General features: G+C 69.6%; 25 protein-coding genes and 2 pseudogenes. 7 read left to right on the top strand and 20 right to left on the bottom strand.

All coding sequences use genetic code 11. The features are described from left to right. Positions 1 to 2: 2 nt before the first annotated feature. Genes BUS84_RS11120 through BUS84_RS11130 form a run of 3 tightly spaced genes read right to left on the bottom strand, consistent with a single transcriptional unit; the run spans position 3 to position 2,582 of the window. Positions 3 to 806, bottom strand: coding sequence for an MlaE family ABC transporter permease (locus BUS84_RS11120; protein WP_074311129.1), 804 nt, complete (start codon positions 804 to 806; stop codon positions 3 to 5). A gap of 1 nt (position 807) precedes the next feature. Beyond that, complete coding sequence (locus BUS84_RS11125; RefSeq protein WP_074311131.1) at positions 808 to 1,578, bottom strand: MlaE family ABC transporter permease; 771 nt, start codon at positions 1,576 to 1,578, stop codon at positions 808 to 810. Further along, positions 1,575 to 2,582: an ABC transporter ATP-binding protein gene (locus BUS84_RS11130; protein WP_074311133.1), complete on the bottom strand. Its 1,008-nt coding sequence runs from the start codon at positions 2,580 to 2,582 to the stop codon at positions 1,575 to 1,577. The genes BUS84_RS11125 and BUS84_RS11130 overlap by 4 nt, the downstream gene beginning before the upstream one ends. A 166-nt stretch (positions 2,583 to 2,748) precedes the next feature. On the opposite strand from BUS84_RS11130, the gene shbA reads away from it, so the two are divergent. Both shbA and BUS84_RS11140 read left to right on the top strand, forming a co-directional pair. Next, positions 2,749 to 3,321, top strand: a complete 573-nt coding sequence (shbA, locus tag BUS84_RS11135; RefSeq protein ID WP_074311135.1) for an RNA polymerase sigma factor ShbA — start codon at positions 2,749 to 2,751, stop codon at positions 3,319 to 3,321. Continuing rightward, positions 3,318 to 4,202 carry an anti-sigma-D factor RsdA gene (locus BUS84_RS11140; RefSeq protein WP_074311137.1) on the top strand — a complete coding sequence of 295 codons (885 nt, stop codon included), beginning with the start codon at positions 3,318 to 3,320 and terminating at the stop codon, positions 4,200 to 4,202. The genes shbA and BUS84_RS11140 overlap by 4 nt, the downstream gene beginning before the upstream one ends. Positions 4,203 to 4,249: 47 nt before the next feature. Here BUS84_RS11140 and BUS84_RS11145 read toward each other — a convergent pair whose 3' ends face one another. Then, positions 4,250 to 5,029 carry an alpha/beta fold hydrolase gene (locus tag BUS84_RS11145; protein ID WP_244298563.1) on the bottom strand — a complete coding sequence of 260 codons (780 nt, stop codon included), beginning with the start codon at positions 5,027 to 5,029 and terminating at the stop codon, positions 4,250 to 4,252. Between the two features lie 166 nt (positions 5,030 to 5,195). After that, positions 5,196 to 5,558, bottom strand: a complete 363-nt coding sequence (locus BUS84_RS41210) for a YdeI/OmpD-associated family protein (RefSeq protein ID WP_425293428.1) — start codon at positions 5,556 to 5,558, stop codon at positions 5,196 to 5,198. 329 nt (positions 5,559 to 5,887) lie between these two features. Between BUS84_RS41210 and BUS84_RS11155 the strand changes: the two are divergent. Next, a pseudogene (locus BUS84_RS11155) lies at positions 5,888 to 7,053 on the top strand (D-alanyl-D-alanine carboxypeptidase family protein). A 56-nt stretch (positions 7,054 to 7,109) separates the two neighbouring features. Here the strand turns inward: BUS84_RS11155 and BUS84_RS11160 are convergent. The 9 genes from BUS84_RS11160 to BUS84_RS11200 form a co-directional block, all read right to left on the bottom strand. Next, positions 7,110 to 7,949, bottom strand: a complete 840-nt coding sequence (locus BUS84_RS11160) for an amino acid ABC transporter ATP-binding protein (RefSeq protein ID WP_074312488.1) — start codon at positions 7,947 to 7,949, stop codon at positions 7,110 to 7,112. A 5-nt stretch (positions 7,950 to 7,954) separates the two neighbouring features. Further along, the gene (locus BUS84_RS11165; protein WP_074311141.1) at positions 7,955 to 8,749 is read right to left on the bottom strand and encodes an amino acid ABC transporter permease; all 795 of its coding nucleotides are present in this window, start codon (positions 8,747 to 8,749) and stop codon (positions 7,955 to 7,957) included. 79 nt (positions 8,750 to 8,828) lie between these two features. Beyond that, positions 8,829 to 9,647, bottom strand: coding sequence for a basic amino acid ABC transporter substrate-binding protein (locus BUS84_RS11170; RefSeq protein ID WP_074311143.1), 819 nt, complete (start codon positions 9,645 to 9,647; stop codon positions 8,829 to 8,831). Between the two features lie 210 nt (positions 9,648 to 9,857). Continuing rightward, positions 9,858 to 10,460, bottom strand: coding sequence for a LutC/YkgG family protein (locus tag BUS84_RS11175; protein WP_074311145.1), 603 nt, complete (start codon positions 10,458 to 10,460; stop codon positions 9,858 to 9,860). Then, positions 10,457 to 11,890, bottom strand: a complete 1,434-nt coding sequence (locus BUS84_RS11180; RefSeq protein ID WP_074312490.1) for a LutB/LldF family L-lactate oxidation iron-sulfur protein — start codon at positions 11,888 to 11,890, stop codon at positions 10,457 to 10,459. Before BUS84_RS11180 ends, BUS84_RS11175 begins: the two co-directional genes overlap by 4 nt. Positions 11,891 to 11,907: 17 nt before the next feature. Continuing rightward, positions 11,908 to 12,684: a (Fe-S)-binding protein gene (locus tag BUS84_RS11185; protein WP_074311147.1), complete on the bottom strand. Its 777-nt coding sequence runs from the start codon at positions 12,682 to 12,684 to the stop codon at positions 11,908 to 11,910. A 2-nt stretch (positions 12,685 to 12,686) separates the two neighbouring features. After that, on the bottom strand, positions 12,687 to 13,136 hold the full coding sequence (locus tag BUS84_RS11190) for an FGGY-family carbohydrate kinase (RefSeq protein WP_084757341.1): 450 nt from the start codon (positions 13,134 to 13,136) through the stop codon (positions 12,687 to 12,689). A gap of 84 nt (positions 13,137 to 13,220) precedes the next feature. Then, positions 13,221 to 16,190 carry an alpha-L-rhamnosidase C-terminal domain-containing protein gene (locus BUS84_RS11195; protein ID WP_074311149.1) on the bottom strand — a complete coding sequence of 990 codons (2,970 nt, stop codon included), beginning with the start codon at positions 16,188 to 16,190 and terminating at the stop codon, positions 13,221 to 13,223. 226 nt (positions 16,191 to 16,416) lie between these two features. Further along, the gene (locus BUS84_RS11200; RefSeq protein WP_208869577.1) at positions 16,417 to 16,587 is read right to left on the bottom strand and encodes a hypothetical protein; all 171 of its coding nucleotides are present in this window, start codon (positions 16,585 to 16,587) and stop codon (positions 16,417 to 16,419) included. 543 nt (positions 16,588 to 17,130) lie between these two features. Here BUS84_RS11200 and BUS84_RS11205 point away from each other — a divergent pair. From BUS84_RS11205 to BUS84_RS11215, 3 genes are all read left to right on the top strand, one after another. Beyond that, entirely contained in the window at positions 17,131 to 18,099 is a 969-nt protein-coding gene (locus BUS84_RS11205; protein ID WP_244298473.1) for an integrase core domain-containing protein, read from the top strand. A gap of 455 nt (positions 18,100 to 18,554) precedes the next feature. Further along, positions 18,555 to 19,439 (top strand): MHYT domain-containing protein, encoded by an 885-nt coding sequence (locus BUS84_RS11210; RefSeq protein ID WP_074311153.1) that lies wholly within the window; start codon positions 18,555 to 18,557, stop codon positions 19,437 to 19,439. 88 nt (positions 19,440 to 19,527) lie between these two features. Further along, positions 19,528 to 19,914, top strand: a complete 387-nt coding sequence (locus tag BUS84_RS11215; protein ID WP_244298474.1) for a GIY-YIG nuclease family protein — start codon at positions 19,528 to 19,530, stop codon at positions 19,912 to 19,914. An 83-nt stretch (positions 19,915 to 19,997) separates the two neighbouring features. Here BUS84_RS11215 and BUS84_RS11220 read toward each other — a convergent pair whose 3' ends face one another. Both BUS84_RS11220 and BUS84_RS38615 read right to left on the bottom strand, forming a co-directional pair. Beyond that, entirely contained in the window at positions 19,998 to 20,708 is a 711-nt protein-coding gene (locus BUS84_RS11220) for a hypothetical protein (protein WP_143728324.1), read from the bottom strand. Positions 20,709 to 20,719: 11 nt separating this feature from the next. Further along, positions 20,720 to 21,646 carry a NucA/NucB deoxyribonuclease domain-containing protein gene (locus BUS84_RS38615; RefSeq protein WP_167627017.1) on the bottom strand — a complete coding sequence of 309 codons (927 nt, stop codon included), beginning with the start codon at positions 21,644 to 21,646 and terminating at the stop codon, positions 20,720 to 20,722. Between the two features lie 32 nt (positions 21,647 to 21,678). Between BUS84_RS38615 and BUS84_RS40895 the strand changes: the two are divergent. Then, positions 21,679 to 22,304: pseudogene (locus tag BUS84_RS40895) on the top strand (nucleotidyl transferase AbiEii/AbiGii toxin family protein). 43 nt (positions 22,305 to 22,347) lie between these two features. Here the strand turns inward: BUS84_RS40895 and BUS84_RS11235 are convergent. From BUS84_RS11235 to BUS84_RS11250, 4 genes are all read right to left on the bottom strand, one after another. Further along, entirely contained in the window at positions 22,348 to 22,818 is a 471-nt protein-coding gene (locus tag BUS84_RS11235; RefSeq protein WP_074311159.1) for a UPF0158 family protein, read from the bottom strand. Positions 22,819 to 22,962: 144 nt separating this feature from the next. Then, on the bottom strand, positions 22,963 to 23,973 hold the full coding sequence (locus BUS84_RS11240) for a hypothetical protein (protein ID WP_143728325.1): 1,011 nt from the start codon (positions 23,971 to 23,973) through the stop codon (positions 22,963 to 22,965). Next, positions 23,966 to 25,399 (bottom strand): rhamnulokinase, encoded by a 1,434-nt coding sequence (locus tag BUS84_RS11245; RefSeq protein WP_074311163.1) that lies wholly within the window; start codon positions 25,397 to 25,399, stop codon positions 23,966 to 23,968. Before BUS84_RS11245 ends, BUS84_RS11240 begins: the two co-directional genes overlap by 8 nt. Then, positions 25,396 to 25,599, bottom strand: coding sequence for a helix-turn-helix domain-containing protein (locus tag BUS84_RS11250; protein ID WP_074311165.1), 204 nt, complete (start codon positions 25,597 to 25,599; stop codon positions 25,396 to 25,398). The genes BUS84_RS11245 and BUS84_RS11250 overlap by 4 nt, the downstream gene beginning before the upstream one ends. Positions 25,600 to 25,618: the final 19 nt, after the last annotated feature.

The raw sequence follows: 25,618 nt of genomic DNA on the forward strand, positions 1-25,618 counted from the left end.
GGTCACCCCGCGATCCGGACGGTGGTGGTGGCGCCCCAGATGGCCAGCGACAGGAAGAAGTCGACGATGTTGACCGCGACGATGGCGAGCCGCACGGCCCGTCCGACCGCGACGCCGACGCCGGCGGGCCCGCCGCTGGCGGTGTAGCCGTAGTAGCAGTGCACCAGCACCACGATCACGCTGAACACCAGCACCTTGCCGAAGGACCAGAGCACGTCCTCCGGCGGCAGGAACAGGTGGAAGTAGTAGTCGTACGTGCCGGCGGACTGTCCGAAGTAGTAGACCGCGATGGTGCGGGTGGCCAGGTAGCTGGCGAGCAGCCCCACCACGTAGAGCGGAATGACCGCGATGAATCCGGCGATCATGCGGGTGGTGACCAGGAACGGCAGCGAGGGCACCCCCATCACCTCGAGGGCGTCCACCTCCTCGGAGATCCGCATCGCCCCGAGCTGGGCGGTGAACCCGCAGCCCACGGTGGCCGACAGGGCCAGCGCCGCGACCAGCGGGGAGATCTCCCGGGTGTTGAAGTACGCCGAGACGAAACCGGTGAAGGCGCTGCTGCCCAGCTGGTTGAGTGCCTGGTAGCCCTGGAGTCCGACCTCGGTGCCGGTGAAGAAGGTCAGGAAGCAGATGACACCGACGGTGCCGCCGAGCACGGCGAGCGCGCCGGAGCCGAAGCTCACCTCCGCCAGCAGCCGGATCACCTCGCGCTTGTAGCGGCGCACGGTGCGCGGCGCCCAGGCGAACGCCCGCAGGTAGAAGGCGAGCTGCCCGCCCAGGTTGTCGAGGTGCCGCAGCGCCAGCACGTCAGCTTCCCTTCTGCGGTACGACCTGGAAGTACACGGCCGTGACGATGAAGTTCAGCGCGAACAGCAGCATGAAGGTGATCACCACGCTCTGGTTGACCGCGTCGCCGACCCCCTTGGGGCCGCCCTTGGCGGTCATCCCCTTGTACGAGGCGACCAGCGCGGCGGCAGCGCCGAACAGCAGGGCCTTGACCTCGCCGACCAGCAGGTCGGGCAGTTGCCCCAGGGCCTGGAAGCTGGCCAGGTACGCGCCGGGCGTGCCGCCCTGCAGGACCACGTTGAACAGGTAGCCACCGGTCACCCCGACCACGCTGACCAGGCCGTTGAGCAGCACGGCGACCAGCATCGAGGCGAGCACGCGGGGCACCACGAGGCGGTGGATGGGGTCGATGCCCAGCACCTGCATCGCGTCGAGCTCCTCGCGGATCTTCCGGGAGCCGAGATCGGCGCAGATCGCCGAGCCGCCCGCACCGGCGATGATCAGCGCGGTGACGATCGGCCCGGCCTCGCGGACCACCGCGAGCACCGACGCCGCGCCGGTGAACGACTGCGCGCCGAGCTGGCTGACCAGCGAGCCGAGCTGCAACGCGATGACCGCGCCGAAGGGAATGGAGACCAGCGCGGCGGGCAGGATCGACACCGAGCTGATGAACCAGGCCTGCTGGATGAACTCGCGGACCTGCACCGGTCGGCGGCCGAGGCCGCGCAGGGTGTCCAGGCAGAACGCGAAGAACTCGCCGGTGTGGCGTACGGCGGTGACCGGTCCGCTCATCGGGTCACCTCCGGCCCGTCCCCGGCCCGCGGTCCGCCCAGCGTGACGGTGGGCGCCCCGGTGTCGCGGAGGCCGGCGAAGGAGCCGGGTGGCGGCGTGACGCCGTGCTCCCGGCACCACTGCCCCGGTGGCCGCTCGGCGGCGCGGGGCAGCCCGTCCGACGGCGGCAGCTGCAGCGGGATGGGCGGCAGCGGTGGCAGTTCCACACCGGCGTCCGCCTCGGCTCGCAACTCCTCGGCGTCCTTCTCCTCGGCCATGCCGATCGGTCCGATGCGCTGGGCGTTGAGGAACTGCCGCACCACCGGCTCGGTGCTGGACAACAACATCTCCCGCGCCCCGAACATGGCCAGATGCCCGTGGTAGATCAGGCCGATGTTGTCCGGCACCGTGCGCGCGGTGTTGATGTCGTGCGTGACGATCAGAAAGGTCGCCCCGGTCCGCTGGTTGAGGTCGATGATCAGCTGGTTCAGGTACGCGGTACGCACCGGGTCCAGCCCGGAGTCGGGCTCGTCGAAGAGGACGATGCGGGGGTCGAGCACGAGCGCGCGGGCCAGGCCGGCTCGCTTGCGCATCCCACCGGAGATCTCCCCGGGCAGCTTCCGTTCGGCGCCGACCAGGCCGACCATGTCGAGCTTCTCGGTGACCACCTCGCGGATCTGGGACTCGGACTTGCGGGTGTGCTCCCGCAGCGGGAAGGCGACGTTGTCGTAGATCGTCATCGAGCCGAACAGGGCGCCGTCCTGGAACAGCACCCCGAACAGCTTGCGCACCTCGTACAGCGCCCGCTCGGAGAGCCGGGGCAGATCCTTGCCCTCGATCCAGATCGACCCGGCGTCGGGGCGGAGCAGCCCCACCAGGGTCTTGAGGAACACCGACTTGCCGGTGCCGGACGGGCCCAGCAGCACGGATATCTCGCCGGCCGGCAGGGTCAGGCTGACGTCCGACCAGACCGGCTGGCCACCGAAGGACTTGGTCAGCCCCTGCACCGCCACCTCGACGCCCATCCACCCTCCCGTCTCGGGTCGCTACCTGAGACATCGCGGCGGCCCGGCCGGGCGTAACAACTTCTTTGCGCTACCTCGACAGCACGGAAGGTGAACTAGGCAAAGTGGCGTGCGTCTCGATAGCGTGCGGTTAACCCGCCGGTAACGAAGGTGCCTCGCGTCCCCCATGACCACAGCGATCGAGCCAGAGCTCGTCCACCTGGCCGCCCACGGCGACCAGGCAGCGGTCGCTGCCCTGCTCACCAACGTTCGGCCGGGCCTGGTCCGCTACTGTCGGGCCCGGCTGGGCCGCGTCGGCGGCGCGTACACCACCGCCGACGACGTCGCCCAGGAGGTCTGTCTGGCGGTGTTGAAGGCCCTTCCCCGCTATCGCGACCAGGGCCGGCCGTTCTCCGCGTTCGTCTTCGCCATCGCCGCGAACAAGGTGGCCGACGCCCAGCGCGCGGCCCTCCGCGGCGCCGCCGTCATCGACGCCGATTTGGAGCAGGTGGACACCGCACCCGGGCCGGAGCAGCAGGCCGTCGCCACCGATCTGGCCCGACGACTCTCGGTGCTGCTGCACCGCCTCCCCGACGTCCAGCGGGAGATCATCACCCTCCGGGTGGCGGTCGGTCTCACCGCCGAGGAGGTCGGCGCGATCCTCGGCATGTCGGCGCCGGCCGTACGGGTGGCCCAGTCCCGTGCCCTGTCCCGGCTCCGTACGCTTGCCGGCGACGGACTTGACGAGGTGGCGGCATGAGCGAGCCCCGGGCGGACGGCGGCGAGGACGTGGACCTCGCCGCGATCCACCGCGACGACCTGCTCCTCGACGCGCTCGGCCGCGGCGAGCAGGAGGCCGACGCCGACGGCCTCACGGCGATGCTGGCCGCCTGGCGTGCCGAACTGACCGCGGACCAGCCGGACACCGTAGCCGACGGCGCCGCCCCGCCTCAACCCGACGGTCGCGTCCACAAGCTCCGGGTCGGCGCCCCCGTTCCCGGCCCGTCCCGGTGGCAACCGATCGGGCGGCGAGCCCTGGGGTTGGCCGCCGCGGTGTTCGCCCTGGTCATGCTGGCAACAGGGCTGGGGGTCGCCAGCCACGACGCCGGACCGACCAGCCCGTTGTGGTCGCTGACCAAGGTGCTCCATCCCGAGCGGGCGGAAGTGCTCGGCGTCGAACACACCACCGCCCGTGCCCGCGAGGCCGTCGCGGCGGGACGGTACGACGAGGCCCGGCAACTGATCGACCAGGCCCAGCGGGACCTGGGCCGGATCACCGACCCGGCCGACGCCACCCGCCTGCGCGCCGACATCGACGCCGTCCGGCGGGACCTAACCGCGCAGGGGTGCCCCGGGTGGCCCCGCTGCGCGACGTCCCCGGTGGCCCCGACGCCGTCGCCCGCCGTGTCGACCGCCACCGCCCCCGAGGCCTCCGGCGCCCCGGCACCCGGCAGGACGACGCCAGCGCCACAGCGTCCGGCGCCGGCGCCCTCGCCGACCGCCACCGCCAAACCGTTACTGCCCCGACTTCCGCTGCCGTCGGCGCCGGCTCCGTCGCTGTTGCCGTCGCTGTTGCCGTCGCTGGTGCCGTCGCTACCCGCACTGCCACTGCCGCTGCCGACCGGCGACCTGCTCGGCTGACCGGACCACCGCCCGGTGGACCCGGGCGGTGCCGTCGTGCTCCTCGGTCAGCCCTGCTGCTCGTCCACAAAGGCGAGCGTGGCCGCGGCGAACAGCGGCGAGCTGAAGATGTTGTAGTGGGTCAGGCCGGGCAGGATCGCGAGCGCGTGACCACCCTTCGGCCGGCCCTCCCCCATCCAGCCGCCGTCCCGGAGGCCACCGTCGAGCAGGTTGAAGACCTCGACGTAGTGGCTCGGCGGTGCCATGTCGGCATCGCCGGCCACAATCAGCGTTGGCACCCGCAGACTCCGAACCTCCTCGGTGAGGTCGAAGCCGTTCGCCATCAACTCGCCGATCTTGTCCAGCAACCGGGGGAAGTCCTCGGGTCGCGGCGCCACCCGCTGGTACAGCTGGTACATCGGCGTGTCCTTCATGAACTCGGCGGCGGCGCCGCTGACCTGGCCCTGCTGCGCGCGCATCTCCGGATAGATCGCGTCGGACCGGATGTGGGCCGAGGCCGCGACGAGCCGGCCCACCTTCGCCGGATACCTCACCGCTGCGCGCAGTGCCACCCCACCGCCGAGCGAGTAGCCCACGAGGTCCGGCTTGTCCAACCCGAGATGGTCGATGAGCGCCGCGATGTCGTCGGCCATGGCCCAGACGTCGAGCGGCCGGTCGATGTCGGCCGTCCGGCCATGCCCCTGCAGATCGACCGCGATGACCTGGCGGCGCGCGGCCAGCGCGGGCAGCACCGGCCCGAACATCTCGCCGGACCCGAGACCTCCGTGCAACAGGATCAGCGGCTGCCCGGACCCCTGCGTCTCGTAGTAGAGGTTGATGCCGTTCACCTGGGCGTACTGGCCGACGCCCTGCGCCTGGGTCGTCCAATCGGTGGCGGTCACGATGATTCTCCGTCCTGGCTCGGGATCTGGTGTGGATTCGAGACCGCCGTGACGCCGGAAGACATCCAGACCGTGCGATCGGTACGGCACCGGTGCGGGCGGCCATCCCACCCTACGCACGCATCCCGGAGACCGGGGGGACGCTGCGCCGCACACGATCAGCGCGTGCCGTTTGCGAGCAGTGCCGCGACGGCCTTGGCCACCCGCCGCTGCCGGGTCTCCGGGGTCTTCGCGCCTTCGACCGCGAGCACGTGCTGGCGTTTGTTGGAGAGGACAGCGTTTCGAACTGCTGCCTGGCGCTCGGCTCCGCGTCGAGCGCGGCGGCCAGATCCGGCGGAACGTCGACCACCCGCGGCGCGGTGTCCAACTCCAGTTCGACGTCGATCTCATACCCCGCCGCGATGTTGATGGTGACCGCGACCCGCGGTTTCTTGCCGGAGCCGAGGGCCTGCACGATCTCCGCCGGCACCGTCATACCGGTGGCCGTCCTGCCACCGAGAAACAGGGTCGTACGAAATCGTATGTCGAGGACATTAGACCCAGGCGGGGACGATGTTCGCCAGTTGCTGCACCAGTTCCGGCACCACTTTCCCATTCCGAGCAGCGACGGCGCTTTTGTGAAACAACGACCACCGGCTCGCGAAACGACACTGGACGAGTCATCCGGGACGGTTAGGGCGCGGATGGCCGGCCAGAATGCGACGACCGGATGCGCTTTCGCCAATCCGACCGGTCCCGGCCGTGCTGACGATTACGTTCGTTGACGTGACCGACTTTCGGTTTGCCGCCGTGACGCTCAGTGCCATGCTGGTTCTGCCCGCTGTGGCGGTTCCGCCACCGATGCGGGCCTCAGCCGCTCCGAACGTGCCGTGCCCGGCCGTGAAGCCGCCGGCGCCGCCGCCCGCCGCACCGTCCCCGCCACCGGTTGATCCCGTCCACCGGGCGGTCGGCGGGCAGGCGCTGGCGACGGCGGGCCTGGCCATTCCCGCGGGTGCACCGATGGCGCCGGCTGTGACCGCCACCTCATGGCTCGTTGCCGATCTCAACAGTGGCGAGGTCCTGGGTGGGTGCGGCCCGCACGAGCGCCGAACGCCGGCCAGCGTGCAGAAGTTGCTGCTGGCGGCGGCCCTGATGCCCCGGCTGGATCCGGCCCAGATGGTTGAGGTGACCAGGGCGGATCTGCGCGATCTCGACCCGGCCAGTTCGCTGATGGGGGTGGTCGCGGGTGGCCGGTACTCGGTCGAGAGCCTGTGGCTGGGGCTCTTGCTCACGTCGGGAAACGACGCGGCCAACGTGCTGGCTCGGGTCGGTGGCGGCGGTGCGGGTCGACCGGGCGGAGTCGAGGCGATGAACGACGAGGCACGTCGGCTGCGCGCGAACCAGACCCACGCCGCGACGCCGTCGGGCCTGGACGGCCCCGGCCAGTACACCAGCGCGTACGACCTCGCGCTGATCGCGCGGGCCACGTTCGCCAGGGAGGACTTCCGGCGGTACATGGCTACCACGGTGGCGCAGATACCGGCACAGCCGGGAAACCCGGCTTTCGCCATCACTCACGACAACACGCTGTTGGGCCGCTATCCCGGGACGCTCGGGGGAAGACGGGCTTCACCGACCTGGCTCGGCAGACGTACGTCGGTGTGGCCGAACGCAACGGTCGACGGCTCGCGGTGACCCTGCTCGGAGCGGAGACCGCGCCGCTGGGGAGCCTTGGAGAGTCGGCAGCGCTGCTCAACTGGGGCTTCGCCCTGCCTCCCGGCGCGTCCGTCGGCCGCCTGGTCACACCCGAGGAGAAGAAGCACGACAGCCCGGTCGTCCCCGTCAAGGGCGAGCGCCCTGCCCCCGCCGCGGAATCCTCCATCTCGGTGACCACCGGGCTGGGCCTCGGCGCTGCCGTCGTGCTGGCCGTCCTGGTGCTGGCGGCCGCGTGGCGGCGCAGAGTTGCACGGCAGGAAGCCGGCCGACGGTAGGGAGCCGATGCCCCCGCCGCGTCAACTGGCGTGTGCGGCGACGCGACGAACGACTGTCACAGGTTGTGGCGGTCGTCGGCCGGCAGGTGCGGCGGCTCGGGTGGCTCCGGGGCCTGGTCGGGCTGACCGAGCTGCGCGACATGGGTCGGGTCGAGGACCCGGGAGAGGAACGAGCGCGTGCGTTCGTGCTGCGGCGCGCCGAGAACATCCCGCGGCGGCCCCTGCTCGACCACCACTCCGCCGTCCATGAAGACCACCCGGTCGGCGACGTCCCGGGCGAACGCCATCTCGTGGGTGACCACCAACATCGTCATGCCGTCCTCGGCCAGCTTGCGCATGACGGTGAGCACGTCGCCGACCAGTTCCGGGTCGAGGGCGGAGGTCGGCTCGTCGAAGAGCATCAGCTTGGGCTCCATCGACAGCGATCGGGCGATGGCCGCCCGCTGCTGCTGCCCGCCGGAGAGCTGCGCCGGGAACGCCCCGGCCTTGTCGGTCAGGCCGACCCGCTCCAGGTTGTCCCGCGCGATCCGCTCGGCCTCGCCACGGCCCCGACGGAGCACCCGCCGTTGGGCGATGGTGAGGTTGTCCAGCACGGTCAGGTGCGGGAAGAGGTTGAACGACTGGAAGACCATGCCGATGCCGCGGCGTACGGAGTCGATCTCGACGTCCGGGTCGGTCACCTCGACACCGTTCACCCAGATCTTGCCGGCGGTCGGCTCCTCCAGCAGGTTGACGCACCGCAGCAGCGTCGACTTGCCGGACCCGGACGGCCCGATGACGCAGACCACCTCGCCGTGGTCGACCTCGAAGTCGATGCCCTTGAGCACTTCGAGCGGCCCGAACGACTTGTGCAGATCGCGGATCTCGACGGCGGATCGGGGTTGGGGAGTCGTCATGCGGATCACCGAGCCTTGGCGTAGCGGAGTTCGAGGCGTCGTACCACCTGGGACAGGGGCAGGGTGATGGCCAGGTAGGCGAGGCCGGCCACCAGCAGCGGGGTGGCGTTCACCCGGTCGTTCAGCATGTCCCGGCCGAACTTGGTGACCTCGATGGTCTGCGCCGTCACGCCGAGCACGTAGGCGAGCGACGAGTCCTTGGTGAGCAGGATGAGTTCGTTCGTCAACGGCGGGATCACGATCCGGAACGCCTGCGGGATGACGATGGTGCGCATCGCGGTGAAGTGCGACATGCCGAGGGTGCGCGCCGCCTCCATCTGTCCCTTCGGCACGGCCTGGATGCCGGCCCGGATGGTCTCGGCCATGTACGCCGCGGCGGTCAACCCCAGACCGATCGCGATCGAACCGAACACGCCACCGGGAATTTCCCGCTCCGGGAAGGCGATGGGAATGCCGTAGCCGACGAGGAAGAGCACCAGCAGGGCGGGCAGACCCCGGAACAGCTCGATGTACGCCGTCGCCACCCAGCGGTACGGAGCCACCCGGGACAGCCGCATCAGCGCGAGGATCGTGCCGAACACGAGGCCGAACGCGAAGGCGCCCAGCGTGTACAGGATCGTGTTGCGCAGCGCGACGGTGATGATCGTCGGGAACATCGACTCGATGATGTCGACGCGGAAGAACGCCGCTCGCAGCCTGCCCCAGTCCGCGGCGTAGATCGCCACGGCGATGACGGCGATGAAGGCCAGGTACTGGAGCCAGAGGGACAGCCGCTCTCGCTGGCGGCGTCGCAGCTTCACGTTCGTAGCTCCTTGCGGTCCCGGAGGTTGCCTACGCGGAGGGCGCGCGAGGCGCGCGCCCTCCTGCCCTGAGCGTCGATCACGCGCTCGGCCGCTTGCCGATCCACTTCTCGTAGATCGTGTCGTACGTGCCGTCCTGCTTGGCCTTGGTCAGCGCCTCGTTGATCTTCTTGAGCAGTTCCGGGTTGCTGTCCTTCTTCACCGAGAAGCCGTACTGCTCGCCGGTGTCGAACTCGGCCGCGACCACGAAGCCGCCCGGGTTCTCCTTGAGGTACTCGGTCCAGACCGGGAGGTCGTTGATCGCGGCCTCCACCTGGCCGTTGGCGACGGCCTGCTGCAGGGCGGCGAGGTCCTCGAACTCGACGAGCTGGAGACCCTTCTCCTTCTCGAACTTGCGGGCGTAGTCACGGCCCGTGGTCGCCGCCTGGACACCGAGCTTCTTGCCCTTGAGGTCGTCGAGCGACTTGTAGGGCTTGCCGGTCTTGACCAGCATCGCCTGGGTGGCGTCGAAGTAGGGATCGGAGAAGTTCATGACCTTCTGCCGTTCCTCGGTGATCGTCATGCCCGCGGCGGCGGCGTCGCACTTGCCCGTGTTCAGGTCCTGGCCGGACTTGATGCCCTCGAACGGGGTGTCGACGATCGTCTGCTCGACGCCCAGGTCCTTGGCGACCAGGTCCATCAGGTCGACGTCGAACCCGACCACCTTGCCGGCGGCGTCCTTCGACTGGAACGGCGGGTACGGCAGGTGGGTGCAGACAGTCAGCTTGCCCGCCTGGACCAGCTTGACGCCGTTCGCCTGGACCTGGCCCTCATCCTTCTTGGCGCATCCCGCGCTCAGCGACAGGGCGGCGATCGCCACGATGAGGCCGGCCTTGCGGGTTGCGCTGGGAAACCTCACGGCTGTGTCCCTCCGGTTCGGCTCCCCGTGCGGGCGGGCAGCCAGGGTTGGTGCGAAGACGGTGTGACAGGCGACGCTACCTGATCGGACAGGCCGTACCTAGATCACGTCGAGTCGTTGTGAGCAGTGCGGCACCCGTCACCGTCGGTACACCCGACAGTCGGCCCGCAACCGGACGTCGATGCCGGATTCGCCGCCTACCGTGGCTGTTCAGCCGGGGACGATCACCACGTGCAGGTGCCGGGGGCCGTGGACGCCCTCGACCCGGTTGAGTTCGATGTCGCTGGTGGCGGACGGGCCGCTGATCCAGGTGAGCGGGCAGTCCGGGTCGAGGCGCGCGAGGGCGTCCGGCACCCCGGCGACGACCTGATCGGTACGCAGCACGCAGACATGGACATCGGGCAGGAGCGTGATGAGCCGTCTGCCCTGGGCCGGGCCCGCGTCGAGGATGACGGTCCCGGTCTCGGCGACGGCCACCGCCGCCGCGGTGACCACCCCGTCGGCGGCGTCGACCTGGTCTCTCGGGAGATCGTCGTCGGTCAGCACCTCGACGGTGTCGGGCAGCCAGCGCCGGGGCAGCCCCGGCGGGACCACGACACGTCGGCCACCGAGGATCGCGTCGACGACCTGTGCCACCTCGCCGTCGGAACACCGGTGCACGGTGGCCCGGTAGTCGGTGAGCCGGTGCACCAGGACGTCCAGGTCCACGGCGCCGCCGGCCGGCCGGTAGTCCCGCGCCACGTCACCAGGGGTGGCCGGGGACGGGCCGAGAGCGGCGCGGAGGCGCCCGAGGATCAACTCGCGGGAGGTCATCGTTGCGCCCACCATTCCCGGAAGGTCTGCGGCGGCGGCTGCGGTAGGTCGCGGCCGATGGTCCAGCCGGACAGCGGCGGGGGAAGACCACCGCCTCGCCGGCCCGCGAAGCGGGTGACCCGCGAGGCGCGCTGCGCGGCCTCGTACAACGGCGGATGGTCCATGGTGTACGCGGCGGCGGCCATGGTGACCGCCTCGGCGCTGGGCAGGCGATGCTCGCTCCGGTACGCCGCCACGTGCTGGCCGCGCAGGTGCACCAGGATCGACGGGATGTCGATCATCACGGGGCAGGCGTCGAAGCACGCGCCGCAGAGCGAGGAGGCGTAGGGCAGCGAGGCGTTGTCCTCCACGCCGGTCAGCTGCGGTGAGAGCACGGCGCCGATCGGCCCGGGGTATACCGAGCCGTACGCGTGCCCGCCGGTGCGCTCGTAGACCGGGCAGACGTTGAGACAGGCGGAGCAGCGGATGCAGTGCAGCGCCTGACGGCCGACCTCGTCGGCGAGGACCGCGCTGCGGCCGTTGTCCAGCAGCACGAGGTGGAAGTCCTGCGGCCCGTCGCCGGGGGTGACACCGGTCCACATGGAGGTGTACGGGTTCATCCGCTCCCCGGTGGAGGCCCGGGGCAGCAGTTGCAGGAACACCTCGAGGTCCGTCCAGGTGGGGATGACCTTCTCGATGCCCATCACCGTGATCAGGGTGTCCGGCAGGGTGAGGCACATCCGGCCGTTGCCCTCCGACTCGACCACCGCGAGGCTCCCGGTCTCGGCCACCGCGAAGTTCGCACCGGAGACGGCGACCCGGGTGCTGAGGAACGTGCGGCGCAGGTGACGCCGGGCCGCCGCCGCCAGGATCGCCGGCTCGTCGGTCAGCGCCGGGTCGACGCCGGGCATCTCGCGCAGGAAGATCTCGCGGATCTCCGCCCGGTTGCGGTGGATCGCCGGTACCAGAATGTGGCTGGGTTTGTCCCGCCCGAGCTGGACGATCAGCTCCGCGAGGTCGGTCTCCACCGGTTCGATGCCGGCGGCCTCCAGCGCCTCGTTCAGGCCGATCTCCTGGGTGGCCATCGACTTGACCTTCATGACCCGGTCGCTGCCGGTGGCCCGGACCAGGTCGGTGACGATCCGGTTGGCCTCGACGGCGTCGGCGGCCCAGTGCACGGTGCCGCCGGCGGCGGTGACCGCCGCCTCCAGTTGTTCCAGCAGCTCGGGCAGCCGGGCCATCACGTCGGTCTTGATGGCCCGGCCAGCCTCGCGCAGCTCCTGCCAGTCCGGGACCTCGTCGATCACCGCTGCCGACTTCGCGCGGATCGTGGCGGTGGCGTGGCCGAGGTTGCGGCGCAGTTGGGCGTCCGCGAGGCTGCGCCGGGCCGCGACCGGGAAGGGCTCGTCGCCGCGCAGGTGCCCGACACCGCGCGGCGCGGTGGCCGGCATGCCGAGGAATGTCTCGCTCACGCCGTCACCCCGTCCCGCTGCGCCTGCTCGGCCGAGTTTCCGGTGGACTCGGTGCTGGCCAGGATCTCCGCGAGGTGCACGGTGCGTACGCCCGCCCGGAGCCGGGACAGGCCACCGCCGATGTGCATCAGGCAGGAGGAGTCCCCGGCGGTGCAGACGTCGGCTCGGGTGGACAGCACGTGGCGCATCTTGTCGGCCAGCATCGCCGTCGAGGTGTCCGCGTTCTTCACGGCGAACGTGCCGCCGAAGCCGCAGCACTGCTCGGCCTGCGGCAGCTCCACCAGGTCCAGGCCGCGGACCTGGCGCAGCAGCCGCAGCGGCTTGTCCCCCACCCGGATCATCCGTAGCGAGTGGCAGGTCGGGTGGTACGTCACGCGGTGCGGATAGAAGGCGCCCACGTCGGTCACCCCGAGCACGTCGACGAGCAGCTCCGACAGCTCGTACGTGCGTCGGGCGACCTCCTCGGCGCGGCTGGCCAGGCGCTCGTCGCCGGCCCCCCGGGCCACCATGGCGTGCTGGTGCCGCACGGAACCGACGCACGAGCCGGACGGGGCCACCACCACGTCGTACGGCGCGAAGGTCCGTACGTGCCGGCGAACCAGGCGCAGCGCGTCATCTGGATAGCCGGTGTTGATGTGCATCTGCCCGCAGCAGGTCTGATCCTGCGGAAAGACGACCTCGTGACCGAGCCGTTCCAGCAGCCGCACCGTCGCCTTGGCCGCCTCGGGGAACAGGGTGTCGGCCAGACAGGTGACGAACAGGGCTATTCGCATACTCAGTCCTCCCATCCGAGGCGCCGGGCAGCGGCCCGCCAGGCCGTCTGCGTGGCGCGTGGCTCGTACCGCACGATCTGTTGGGTGTCGCGCAGCACGGCCCGCAGCGCCGCCAGGTCGCCGCCGACGACGCCGAGGGCGCGGGCCTGCACCAGAACATTACCCAGCGCGGTGGCCTCGACCGGCCCCGCGAGCACGGGCAGGCCGCACGCATCGGCGGTGAGCTGGCACAGCAGGTCGTTGCGTGCGCCGCCGCCGACGACATGCACCGCGTCGACGTGCCGACCGGCGAGCAGTTGCGCCTGGTCGACGGCGCGCCGGTGCGCCAGCGCGAGGCTGTCGAGGATGCACCGCACGGTGGCCTCCGGGGTGGCCGGCACCGGCTCTGCGGTGCGGCGGCAGGCGTCGGCGATGCGCGCGGGCATGTCGCGTCGGCCGCGGCAATCAAGCATGTGATGACCTCGGTGGCTGAGGAGATGCAAGAGGTGGGTCCCTCCCCGAGGACGGGCCCACCTCTTACATGGACGAGGATGTTCCTACTCCTTGGCCACCTTGCCCGTCGTGTCGGTCTGGACCGTCAGCGGCGGACGGGTCCCGAAGGAGCCGGTGACTTCGACGTAGATCCGGCGGTTCTTGTCCCGGTCGGTGAGCACGTAGCTGTCCGACGTACCCGACTGGATCGGGGTCGGCGCGCCGATCCGGTACCAGTCGTAGGTGAGCTGGGTGCTGTTCGGCGACCAGTCACCTGTCACGGTCAAGGTGCCTCCGACCTTGAGGTCACCCTCGATCACGGGCGTGTCGGCCTTGATCGTGACCGCCGACGTGAACGAGTAGTCTCCGCCGTCCGCGACCTCGTAGACGTCATATCCGTCCTCACGGCCCTTGAAGGTCGCGCCTTCGGAACCCACGCTGACGCTGTTCTCGGCCGCCAACGGCACCCAGATCTCTCCGCTCGTCCCGTCGGGAACGGTGACGTCGAGCTCGACTACTTCGTCGTCGTCCTGAGACCACTTGACCTTGATGTCGCCGCTCGGCGTGGGCACCTGGCCTTCGCTCCACTCGAGGTCCGAGAGATGCGGCTTGACCGTCCAAGTCGCGAACCCGGGCTCGACCGGCTTCACGCCGAGAAGGTACGCCGACATGTTCCAGGTCGGGCCGCTCGCCCAGCTGTGCGCGAGGCTCTTGTTCGCGTCGGTTAGGTCGCCGTTCTGCTGGTGGTTCTCCCAGAAGGCGCCGGTGTAGAACGGGTCGCTCGGATTCGCCATCCGCGCCCAGAGCGTCTTGGTCAGCGCCAGGGCGTCCTCAGTGTTCCCGGCCTCGTAGCGCGCGGCGAGCTCGAACCCGGAGATGTGCGTGCTGATTAAGGTCGAGTTGTTCGCATCCGGTGAGAACGGTTGCGGACCCTGCTCACCCCACAGGTTGTTCTTGAGGTAGTCGAGGATGCCCGAGACCTTCTCCTCGGGGGCGACGCCCCAGAGCACGGCCATCGAGTTCGCGTCCTGCGGCACTGCGTTCCCCGACTTGTTACCCGTATTGACGTTGGACATCCTGTAAACGCCGCGTTCGGCATCGAAGAGGGTCGCATTGATCGAGGCCTTCACCTGATTCGCACGCGCTTCCCAGGCGGCCTTGTCAGCAGCCCAAGTGGCTGCTTCGGCGTTCGTCGGAACGTTCTCGATCATGTGACCGGCAAGCCATGCCGCCTCCGAGAGCGCGCGGTAGTACAGCACGTTCGTCGCGGTCACCGTTCCCGCACGACCGCCGTCGTAGAAGTCCCAATCGCGACCGTCGCTGCCCGAGGTTGTGACGATGAGACCATCCGCGTTCGTCAGGCTCAGGTTGTAATCCATCTGCGCCCTGAGCCTGCCGTACTGGGAGATCGCGAAGTCGAGATCTCCCGTGTAGCGGTAGTTGTCGACGAGTCCGACCGGGAAGTAGATCGAGTAGGCTGTCGAGTAGAACTGTGCGACCGCCGGGACCGAGGTCCAGTTGGCCGACTCACCCGGCACCGATCCGTTCGCCGCCTGGCGCGATCCGAGGACCCCGATCGAGTTGCTGATGTACTCCGATCCCTGAGGACCGTACCCGAATGCCGTGTAGGTCGACCGCCCTGCGTTGAAAAGGTCGCCGGCCCAGATGCGCCGGTCCCGCTTCGCGCCATCAAGGATCACGGGGAAGGTGCTGTTGTTCTGCGCGCCCGCCGGCACCATGTTGGTGTCGACCGTGTACGCGCCCGTGTACCAGATGTCGTTCAGGACCTCGTCGCTGGAGAGGAACCATCCCTTGTAGTCGTCCGGTCCGTAATTCGGGAACTTCGAGACCACGCCGACGTCAGAGATCGACACCGTGCCGGGCGTCGTCAGCGTCACGGCGTGGAAGCGGATGCCGCCCTGAAGCGCGTTCGCCGGTGTCGTGTAGGTCCCTGCACCCGACACCTGCGTGACGCGGTTGCGCGGCGACCCCACTCCGGCGCCGAGATAGCCGGCGTTGTCGCCGACGACGTTCCCGGGCGAACTGGTCACCGCGCTGTCCGTGGCGTGGTCTTTGGTGAGCGGGCTGACCGTGACGCCGGTCCGCGGGTTCCGGAGCGTGGTGCCGGCGTCGAACGCCGCAGTGACGGCAGGGGTGAACGAGAGGCCCGAGCCGTGGAAGATGACCGGTGACGTGGCGACGTGGTTCGCGGTCAGCGCGGTCACCCCGAGCCCGGTGCCTGCGGCACCGGCGGTCCCCACACTGGTGACCGTCACGTTCTCTCCGCCCACATCCAGGACGTCGCCGACCTGACGGCCGACAACCGATGCAACCTTGATGTTGGTCGCGCCAGCCGAGGCATCCGCGACCAGCGTGGTCTGGCTCGAAGTCCGGCCCACTGCCGTGATGGTGACCGACTGCTGGGCAGCGCCGCTGCCGATGAGCAGCTCGGCCCCCACCGGGAGGTTGGCCGTTGTGGTCACCTCGACGTTGGTCGCACCTGCAGCGATCGGCGCGAATGCCGTCGTCGTGACGGCGGCCTGTCCGACGGCGAGAATCGTCGCAGACTCTTGGTTCTCGCCAGTGCCGATCAGGAGCGACTGGCCGACGGTCATCTGGGTGGTGTTGGTCACGTAGACCGTCTCCGCTCCGGCGGAGGCGGCCTTCACCAACTGTGATTCGTTCTTGCGAATCACGTATTTGAGGCTCTCGCTGTATGCGGTGCGAACGCCGACGTCGCCCGACGTCGATTCGACCGTGAAGTACGGCAACCCGCCGACGACCGGCCCGTAGTCGAGGATGACGTACGGGGCGACGCCGGTGCCATCCCAGGTCAGGGTCGCGGAGCCGCTTCCTCCGGCGGTGAGCGCCTCAGCGTTGGCCACATCTCCGAACGCGCCGGCGACGACTTCGGGTCGGAGATCGGTCTCCCCGGTACCGAGGACCTCGCCTTGCCATTCTGGCTCCTCGGCTGCGTGTGCTGGCAGAGCGTCGGCTGCGTGTGCCGGCAGAGCGGCGAGCGTCGTGAACGCCATGGCCGCGGCACCGGTTGCCGCGGTGCACAGACGCCCGAAGCGAATACCTGTCGAGGGTGGCCGCTCGACCCTTGGTCGAGTCGACTTGCTGTTCGATCGCATGTTTTCTCTCCCTTGAGACGGCTGGAAGTTCGCCGCACGGAGCTGCAGGGTCGATCTCCCACCGGCTCGGATTGTGGTTGAACTGAGTTGAATGGATTCATTCTTGGGTCATGTTAGGAGCCGGTCAGTGGGTGGGCGTTGCTCGGCTGCCCCCACCGTTGGTGCAGCGGTGCAGGGTTGGGTTGAAGAACCGTGCGTTGAACGCATCCCTGCTGGCATCAGCGAACTCTCGCAACTCGGCCGCATCCTCATGCTTGCCCAACGCCTCCGCGAGCCCGGCCAGCTTGTCGGCCATGGTGTAGTAGCCGGCCATTCCGTGAGAAGTCCGCTGGTACGCAAGTCGACGGCGGCCCAGTCGGCGAGCCCGCCGTTCACCCGATGGGCGGCCGTGACAACCGCGATCGCTGTGGGCAGGTGGTACGGATGGCTACCCCGTGGCGCTGCGCCTCCTCCGGTGACCTCTTGCATCGGTCTGAATCGTTTCATGCATGTTACGTGCCGGGATCATGCCGGTGAAGACGTGGCGAGTGGCCGGATCCGGTCACACGCGCCGAGTCGCCAGGCGTGAAGGGCTCGAATACTCGGTTAAGCATTGAGCCTTTTCCAACTTCATGATCCAGTGCCCCGTTCGAGGACGAGCCTGTGTTCAACCTCGACGTGTGGGGCTCGTAAATCTGGTCCGAAGGCTGTGACGTGCGGTTTTGTACGAGGTCCACCAGACGACGTCGACGAAAATCCGGACCATGAGTGCGTCGCTGGTGTACCTGCTCCTGCGTCAGATTCTGCCGATGTTGACACAGCTCGCCGGGACGGTGGCGCAAAGGACGTCGAGCTGCTGGTGCTACGGCATCAGGTGGCCGTGCGGCGCCGGCAGGTGCACCGCCCCGACCTGCAGCCCGTTGACCGGGTGGTGTTGGCGGCGCTGTCGCGGCTGCTGCCCCGGCAACGCTGGACGGCGTTCTTCGTCACCCCCGCGACCCTGCTGCGCTGGCACCGGCAGTTGATCGCCCGACATTGGACCTATCCGAACACGCGACCCGGCCGGTCACCGGTCGGTAAGGGTCTTCGTGAGTTGGTGCTGCGCCCGGCAGCTGAGAATCCGACCTGGGGCCACCGCCGCGTGCAGGGCGAGCTGGCTCGTCTGGGCTACCAGATCGCGGCCAGCACCGTATGGAAGATCCTGCACCACGCCGGCGTCGACCCGGCACCCCGCCGGACTGGACCGACCTGGCGACAGTTCCTCACCGCCCAGGCCCACACGATTCTCGCCTGCGACTTCTTCACGGTCGACACCGTGCTCCTGAAGCGGATCTACGTGCTGTTCTTCATCGAGCTGGCCACCCGCCAGGTCCACATCGTCGGAGTCACGGCGCACCCGATCGGTGCCTGGGTGGCGCAGCAGGCCAGGAATCTGCTCATGAACCTCGACCAACGGGCCGCCGAACTGCGGTTCCTGCTGCGCGACCGGGACACCAAGTTCACCACCGCGTTCGATACGGTGTTCACCGCAGCGGGCATCGACGTGATTCGCACACCGCCACAAGCCCCATGGGCCAACGCCTACGCGGAGCGCTGGGTCGGCACCGTACGGCGCGAGTGCACCGACCGGATGCTCATCGCCGGCGAACGACACCTGGCGAGCGTCCTTGACGAGTACGCCGCGCACTACAACGGCCATCGGCCACACCGGTCACTCGACCAGCGACCACCGAGCCCACCACTCCCGCCCGTTGACCTCAACGCCGCCCGCGTCCAGCGCCGCCCGATCCTCGGCGGCATCATCAACGAATATTCGCAGGCAGCGTAAGCGAACCCGATTTACGAGCCCTACAGGTCCCCAAGTGGCGCGCCCCAGCCTAATCAAGCGATCCAGGTCCTGGCCGTCCACCGACGGCTGGCCCGCCGAGCACCGATGAGCCGCGTAACGCCAAAGGCCCTGACCGGGACTCACGTCCCGACCAGGGCCTTCCCCGTGGAGCAGGAGCATTGCACACACCTGGCGAAGGTCCTGGATCCTCAGCATGTCCGTCACGTTCACCACCCTCCCGGTAGCGCCCGCGGTGAACACCGACAGCGCCAGCGGGCCGAGGACGCGGCCGCCTGATTCATCACTTCGGGCAGGTGGCGACGGTGAATAGACGCATTGGACAGTCACCACGACGGCACTGAATGCCCGAAGGTGCCGTTGCGCCCCGTGAGACGCCCCCGGATCATGGCCGTGGCACATCGTAACGCACGGGCCATTCTTCGGGGGAAACCGCCGTGGCGGAGATCAATCACTTTGAGTACGGGTGGATCACGCCCGCGCTGAGCTACGCGCTATCGGTGCTCGGCTCGTTCCTGGGCCTGATCTGTGCCACCCGCATCCGCATCGCGAGCAGCGCAGGCCAGCGGGTCTGGTGGGGCGGGTTGGCCGCCCTGGCGATCGGCGGCACCGCCATCTGGACCATGCACTTCATGGCGATGCTCGGCTTCGCCGTCGGGGGTACCCGGATCCGGTACGACCTGCCGATCACCGCGGCCAGCGCGGTCTTCGCCGTGGTGGCGGTCGGCATCGGACTGGCCATTGCCGGCACCGGGCGGGTGTCCGTACTGCGCATCGTCGGCGGCGGCCTCTTCACCGGCGCCGGGGTCGCGGCGATGCACTACACCGGCATGGCGGCGATGCGGCTCGACGGACGGCTCAGCTACGACCGGACCCGGGTGGTGCTCTCGATTGTCATCGCGGTGGTCGCCGCCACGGTGGCGCTCTGGCTGGCGGTGACCGTCCGCCGAGGCCTGGCGATTTTCGGCTCCGCGCTGGTGATGGGCGTTGCGGTCAACGGCATGCATTTCGCCGGGATGAGTGCCCTCTCTGCGCACCTGCATCCGGGCGGGGGCGAGGTCACCGGTGCGGACGTGAGCACGCTGCTGGTGCCGATCATCCTGGCGGTGATCTTCGTGGTGGTCGGCCTGGTCTACGCGCTGCTTGCGGCCCCCACGGACGAGGACCGGGCCGCAGCGGCGTACCTGAACGGCCGGCTCACCGCCGAACCCGCCGACCGATCGGGCGAAGTGACTGCGGACCCGGTAAGGCTCCGCGCCCGGCCGACCCTGGGGCGGCCGGGCACGCCGTTCCCGTCCCGCCCGGACCGCGCCCCCCTCTGACGGATCGCGTCGGTCGTCCGCGCCGTGGGCGGCTCTAGCTGGCGTCCTGCCGGGCAGCCAGCGCATCGACGAGGCGGCGGCCGAGGCCGTGGACTATCGGGCCGCGAACGTGCGCGCCGGGTACGTCTACGTGATCTCCAACATCGGGGCGTTCGGCGAGCACATGGTGAAGATCGGAATGACCCGACGCCTCGACCCGCTCGACCGGGTGCGAGAGCTCAGCGACGCCTCGGTGCCGTTCAACTTCGACGTGCACGCTCTGTTCTTCTCCGACGACGCCGTCGGCATCGAGACCCAGATGCACACCTGCCTGGCGGACCGTCGCGTGAACCTTGTCAACCAGCGCCGCGAGTTCTTCCGCGTCACCCCCAAGGAGGCCAAGACGCACCTGCTCGATCTGGCAGGGAGCCTCCTGCAGTACGAGGAGCTGCCTGAGGCCCTGGAGTATCGGCAGAGCATCTCCGGCGAGCGCTGACCGGCCAGCCACCGCACCGGCCCGAGCGGGCCGGTGCGGTGGCTGGCCGACTTCGTGCTTGTGGTCCCGGCATCGGCGCCGGATCAGACGCCGAGGGACCTCCGAGTGGCCTGGACGGTGGCGGACAACTCCTCGTAGCAGTCGAAGCCCCGCTCGATGCAGTCCATGTCGACCCCGGATTCGCGCTGTCGCGCCCTCATCAGCGGCTCCTCCGGCATGGACACCGGAAAGGTCAGGAAGTCGACGTCGGGAACTCGTTCCTGGAGCAGGTCGACGTCATCCTGGATGCCGTCCCCGACCTGCAGCCACCGGTTGAACTCGTTGTAGACGATCGCACCCGCGGTGATCCCCTTCGTCCATCCGGTGAAGAGTGCAGCGAGGCTGGTGGCGGCACGAGCCGAACCCCAGGCGTCGGGGGTGAACTCGTAGCGCCAGATCTCGCCCTCATGGAAACCCGCGAGTACGAGCGTGTAGAGCAGCTGCTCGAAGTTGAACAGCGGCAGCTGATGCCGCCAGGAGAACGGCGTACCGATCGAGAACGCCAGGCTGTCAAGTTCCTCGCCCCCGTCGGTCGGCCACGGCATGACCCATCCGCCGTCGGACAGCAGCCGCCGCGAGTGCCACCCCTGCGACTGAAACCAGGTCAGCTGCTCGGCGACGTGGTCCACGTCGAAGAGCCGGTAGACCAGGTCGGGCGGCTGCGCGACGGGCGCTTCGGCGTGCTCGGGCCATTCAACGCCCGCAGCCGTCGCCGCCGCACGGTACTCCGCCGCCGCGTCACGCAGCACGCGCATGTCATCGAGCATCACGGAGCTGCCGGCGCCTCGGGGGTCATGCACAGGCTGGCCCCGCCCTGGCTGACCGTGAACCCGAAGCTCCGCCCGTTCGCCGCGACCCACGGCTTCACCGGCAGCACGATGAACCGCTCACCGTCGTCCCCGTCGCATTTGCGGTAGAACCCGGAGATGTCATTGCCTTGCGGTGACGACTCCGTTCCTGGCACCGGCTGCACGTCAGCGACCAAGCCGGACAGGTTGACCGCCTGGTTCGTCACCCAGAACGGGAACTCGTCGCAGGCCAACCCGGCCGCACGCCCGGTGCACAAGTTCGTCTGGAACTCCGGCCGCACGTCGTACCACTTGTGGTTGTAGCCGGCGGTCTTGGCGGCATTGCCATACTTGCTGCGTGCCGGGTAGAACCACTGGGCCCGCCCGGGGGTTGCGGGAAGCCTCCGTCGCCCATGGCGGTCACAATGTGGGCCCCGGTCTTCGGCATCGGCTTGAGGTTGTAGTTCACACCGCCGGGGACGTAGACGGCGACGTTGTCGTCGCACCCGGCCGTGCCCTGAGCGCCGCGCTGGGCCGTGCACGCGGCGTCGATGATCCGCTTGAGCCGCGCGTCCTCCGCGTCGGTCCACGCGAAGGGGATGTTGTTCCGGTCGGCCACCAGCTTCGTCGTCTTGATCACCTCCGCGTAGATCTTCAAGCTGTTGTACCACTCGCCCTCGTCCGCGCCCCCAGTTGTCGAACGTGTCGAAGTCGGTGTCGTGATGGATCGCGTATTCGAGAAGGCCGTGAATGCCGATCTCCCCGGGGAAGAGAATCTCGAGCAGGGCCCCCAGCGCCAGTCCGATGCCGATCCCCGAGATCGCGACGACGACCCAGGAGGTGCCGGCGGCGGCAACGGGCGCGACCACAACGAGCCGCACCGCCTGCGCCGCAGGCGCCAGCACAAGCGTGCACGACCCCGCCGGACCATCGCCAGCTGGCGCAGATCGCCCTGCAGGTTGGCGGCCGGTACGGGTTCGCGTTGGCCGGCGGGCATGCGATCGCCGCACACGGGATCCTCGACCGCCCCAGCGAAGACGTCGATCTGTTCGCCGCAACGCCGCGCCGACTTCCCCACTGCCGTGGACGAGGTGATCGCCGCCTACGGCGCCAAAGGCTACCGGGACCATCGACCGTCGACTCGACACATTCGCTCGGCTACACGTCACGGACCCAACCCACCCAGACCAGCAGCACCGCGTGGAACTGGTCGCGAACTGGCGCGCCCAGCCACCCGTTCAGATGGACATTGGTCCGGTCCTGCACCCCGATGACGTCCTGGCCGGCACGATGGATGCCCTCTACAACCGGGCAGCCGCGCGCGATCTCCTCGACATCGATGCCGCCATCACCAGCGGCCGGTACACCCTCGACCAGCATTGCGAACTCGCGCACGCCGCCGACGACGGATTCGATCGAGGCATGTTCGCCGCGATGCTTCGCCATGTCGACCGCTTCGATGACGAAGACTTCGCCGACTATGGTCTGACGCCGGATGATATCGCCGGGCTGCGGGCTCGCGTCTCCGCATGGCGGACCGCCCTACTTCGAGAAGTCGAGTAGGGTCTCCCCGCCCTGGAGCCTCCGTCTACTGGGCCCGTTCGTCTCACGGCACGTCGGGGTCGGGGCACTCGGTCCGACAGCTGCTCGCGGCGGCGTCATCGATGAGGGAGTTGTCGAGGAGCCAGTCGATGGCCCGGCGGGTTGCCCGGGCATGGTGGAAGGCGTACCAAGCGTTCAGCAGATGCGGATACTCCTCATGCAGTTCGTCCTTGAACCGCCGGAAGGCGCCCCTGCCCTGGATGGCCCGCAGGAGCCGGCGTCCCGCCTGCTCGTCGCTGACCTGCTCGGCGAAGTCGGCCATGTCGCGGTGCCAGACGTAGGACGGCACCGCCTCGATGGGGACCAGGTCGAGTTCGTCGAGGTCCACGGGCGTCTTCCCGTCGATACCGCCGTCGGCCGTCCACATCATGATTTCTCCGCTGGCCGGATCGATGAGCCAGCGGTACTCGGACGCGCTCTGGTCCTGCAGCGCCGTGGCGATCTCCTCGAGATCGAGGTGGCGTACGTCGAGCATGTGTCCACTCCCGTTGCCGTGGTCGTCGGCACCACGGTAGATCCGTCTCCCACCCCGCCGCGAGACTGCCGGCCTGGCCAATGATCGGCACGGGGACCGAAGCGGTGAGGTGACTGCTGCTCAGGCAACCCGGGATCGGGCCAGCTACAGCCCAGCGGCGTCGAGGGTCTTGAGGAACGTTCGCCGGCGCTTGTGCTCGATCCGCCGCTCCGCGAGGTATCGCCCGAACGCCCCGTGTTCTCCTGCCGCCTCATACGCCGTTCGCAGGGCTGGGAGCAGCGCGACGGCCCGCCGGTAGCGCCGCTTGTCGGCCGAGTTGAGGATCGCCTGCTCGACGAGGTCCCGGTACGGCTGGATAACCTCCTCCGGATGCGTGGCGGCCCGCCTTTCCAGCAGGGTCTGCCACTGCGGTCCGCCGAGCCACCGCCGGTGGTGCAGGGCAACCCGCCATGCCTCGTCGTCACGGCCCACCGCCAGCAGCACATCGACCAGCTCCGAGGCGTACGCCGGCTGCTGGTCGACCCGGTCGCGCAGCACCTCCGTTGCCCACGCCGTCGGATCGTCGCCGCCAGCCGTTGCTACGGTGTCGATCAACGATCGGTAGCCTGGGGCGGTGGGATGGCATGCGAACTCCTCCCGCCGGCCCCGCACGGCACCCGACGTGTCGCCAGCGGCGACGAGCACGCCGACCAGGAGGTCACGGAGCCGGTCGGTGTAGGGCGAGCCCGCGTTGGTGGCCACGCCCCGCCGGGCCCAGCCGATCGCCTCGTCCCGGCGCCCGGCCGCATGTAGCGCCTCGGCGATCCGTTGGTACTGCACGGCGTTGGTCAGGTGCTCGGCCAGCACGGCGACGTACCGGCCGACGTCGCCCGACACCTCAGCGAACTGCTCGCGCAGGTCGCGGACCGCGAACCCGGCGGTCCACGACTCCGGGTCGGCGACACGTGCCCGCTCGGCGATCAGCCGCTCCACCTCCGCGATCCCCCGCTTCCCCAGCGCGGGAGCGAAGTCGGCCAGTCGGACGCGGGGCCAGCCGGGACCGTCGCACTCCAGCTTCACCAGCCAGCCGGCCAGGCTGACCGGGTTCGGCAGTGCCGCCGCGCATGCCTTGGCGTACAGGTCCATGAGCTTCTCGCAACGCGCATCTTCAACCACCCATCCGGTCCTCGGCGGCCCGCCAGGCCACCTCGTCACCGCGCGGCTCGTACCTCACGATGTGCTCAGTCCCGCGCAGAACGGTCCGCAGGGCAGCCAGGTCGCCGTTGATCACACCGGCGGCGCGGGCCTGTACCAGGACGTTGCCCAGCGCGGTGGCCTCGACGGGACCGGCGAGCACCGGCAGTCCGCAGGCGTCGGCGGTGAGCTGGCACAGCAGTTCGTTGCGGGCGCCGCCGCCGACGATGTGCACGGCGTCGACGTGCCGGCCGGAGAGCTGCTGGGCCTGTCGGACGGCACGCCGGTGCGCCAGCGCGAGGCTGTCCATGATGCATCGGACGGTGGCCGCCGGGCCTGCGGGCACCGGCTCGCCGGCGCGCCGGCAGGCGTCGGCGATTAGCGTGGGCATGTCGCCGGGCGGCAGGAACGCCGGGTCGTCCGGGTCCACGACGGAGCGGAAGGCCGGTTCCCGGGCCGCCCGCCGCAGCAGGTCGGTCAGGTCGCCGCCGCCCCAGGCGCGCAGCGATTCCTGCAGCAGCCACAGGCCCATCACGTTGCGCAGGTAGCGGAACGTGCCGTCGACGCCGGACTCGTTGGTGAAGTTGGCCCGGCGGCTCGCCTCGCTGAGTACCGGGGCGTCGAGTTCGACGCCCACGAGAGACCAGGTTCCGCACGAGATGTAGGCGAAGTGGTGCCCCGCCGCCGGCACGCCCACCACCGCCGATGCCGTGTCGTGCGAGCCGACGGCCACCACCTGCGGCGAGCCCGGCAGGGCCAGATCGGGCCGGACCGGGCCGATCCGGGTGCCCGGCTCGCGTAGCGGCGGGAACAGCTCGCTGCGGATGCCCGCGTCGGCCATCAGGCCGGCGGCCCAGGCCCGCCGCCGCAGGTCGTACAGCTGGGTCGTCGAGGCGTTGGTGAGCTCGGCGCCGAGCTGGCCGGTGAGCCAGTACGCGATGAGGTCCGGGATCAGCAGCAGCCGGTGGGCGATGTCCAGCTGCGGCGTGCCTGCGGCCGCGACGAGCTGGTAGAGCGTGTTGAACGGCAGCTGCTGCAGGCCCGTGGTCGTGTAGAGCCGCTCCTCGCCCAGCTGTTTGGCGACCCGCTCGGCGACCCCGTCGGTGCGGCCGTCCCGGTAGTGCACCGGGTTGCCGAGCAGCGCGCCGGAGGCGTCGACCAGCCCGTAGTCGACTGCCCATGAGTCGATGCCGATGCTGGCCACGGGGCCGGCGGCGTGTAGACCGTCGAGCACGCCCCGCCACAGGCGGAGGATGTCCCAGTGCAGGGTGTCCCCGGCGCGTACCGGCTCGTTGGTGAACCGGTACGCCTCCGTCAGGTCCAGCTTTCCAGCGCCGACGCGTCCGACCATGACCCGGCCGCTGGAGGCGCCCAGATCGACGGCGGCAAGGTTGACGACGGTGTTCACAGCATCCCCCGTCGAACCGCCCACACCACGGCCTGGATCGGCGCCTTCACGTCGAGCCGGTCGCAGACCGCCCGTATCCGCCGGCGCACGGTTCGCTCGGAGAGCCCCAGCCGCCGCGCCACCGTCTCGAGCGGCAGCCCAGCCGCCAGCAACCGCAGCAGCCGCAGGTCCTCCTCGTCGAGCACGGGGCTCCTCACCATCACCGTCGTTCCCACCTCG

Origin of the sequence: Micromonospora cremea (genome assembly GCF_900143515.1) — a bacterium.
GTDB lineage: Bacteria > Actinomycetota > Actinomycetes > Mycobacteriales > Micromonosporaceae > Micromonospora > Micromonospora cremea.

What these genes read in the sequence shown, in the direction of transcription:
- BUS84_RS11175 (WP_074311145.1), bottom strand. Translation starts at nt 10,460, where the DNA reads ATGACCTCCCGCGAGTTGATCCTCGGGCGCCTCCGCGCCGCTCTCGGC.
- BUS84_RS11125 (WP_074311131.1), bottom strand. Translation starts at nt 1,578, where the DNA reads ATGAGCGGACCGGTCACCGCCGTACGCCACACCGGCGAGTTCTTCGCG.
- BUS84_RS11195 (WP_074311149.1), bottom strand. Translation starts at nt 16,190, where the DNA reads ATGGCGTTCACGACGCTCGCCGCTCTGCCGGCACACGCAGCCGACGCT.
- BUS84_RS11130 (WP_074311133.1), bottom strand. Translation starts at nt 2,582, where the DNA reads ATGGGCGTCGAGGTGGCGGTGCAGGGGCTGACCAAGTCCTTCGGTGGC.
- BUS84_RS11160 (WP_074312488.1), bottom strand. Translation starts at nt 7,949, where the DNA reads ATGACGACTCCCCAACCCCGATCCGCCGTCGAGATCCGCGATCTGCAC.
- BUS84_RS11180 (WP_074312490.1), bottom strand. Translation starts at nt 11,890, where the DNA reads ATGCCGGCCACCGCGCCGCGCGGTGTCGGGCACCTGCGCGGCGACGAG.
- BUS84_RS11235 (WP_074311159.1), bottom strand. Translation starts at nt 22,818, where the DNA reads ATGCTCGACGTACGCCACCTCGATCTCGAGGAGATCGCCACGGCGCTG.
- BUS84_RS11220 (WP_143728324.1), bottom strand. Translation starts at nt 20,708, where the DNA reads ATGCGCGTGCTGCGTGACGCGGCGGCGGAGTACCGTGCGGCGGCGACG.
- BUS84_RS11200 (WP_208869577.1), bottom strand. Translation starts at nt 16,587, where the DNA reads ATGGCCGACAAGCTGGCCGGGCTCGCGGAGGCGTTGGGCAAGCATGAG.
- shbA (WP_074311135.1), top strand. Translation starts at nt 2,749, where the DNA reads ATGACCACAGCGATCGAGCCAGAGCTCGTCCACCTGGCCGCCCACGGC.
- BUS84_RS11140 (WP_074311137.1), top strand. Translation starts at nt 3,318, where the DNA reads ATGAGCGAGCCCCGGGCGGACGGCGGCGAGGACGTGGACCTCGCCGCG.
- BUS84_RS11185 (WP_074311147.1), bottom strand. Translation starts at nt 12,684, where the DNA reads ATGCGAATAGCCCTGTTCGTCACCTGTCTGGCCGACACCCTGTTCCCC.
- BUS84_RS11190 (WP_084757341.1), bottom strand. Translation starts at nt 13,136, where the DNA reads ATGCTTGATTGCCGCGGCCGACGCGACATGCCCGCGCGCATCGCCGAC.
- BUS84_RS41210 (WP_425293428.1), bottom strand. Translation starts at nt 5,558, where the DNA reads ATGACGGTGCCGGCGGAGATCGTGCAGGCCCTCGGCTCCGGCAAGAAA.
- BUS84_RS11250 (WP_074311165.1), bottom strand. Translation starts at nt 25,599, where the DNA reads ATGGTGAGGAGCCCCGTGCTCGACGAGGAGGACCTGCGGCTGCTGCGG.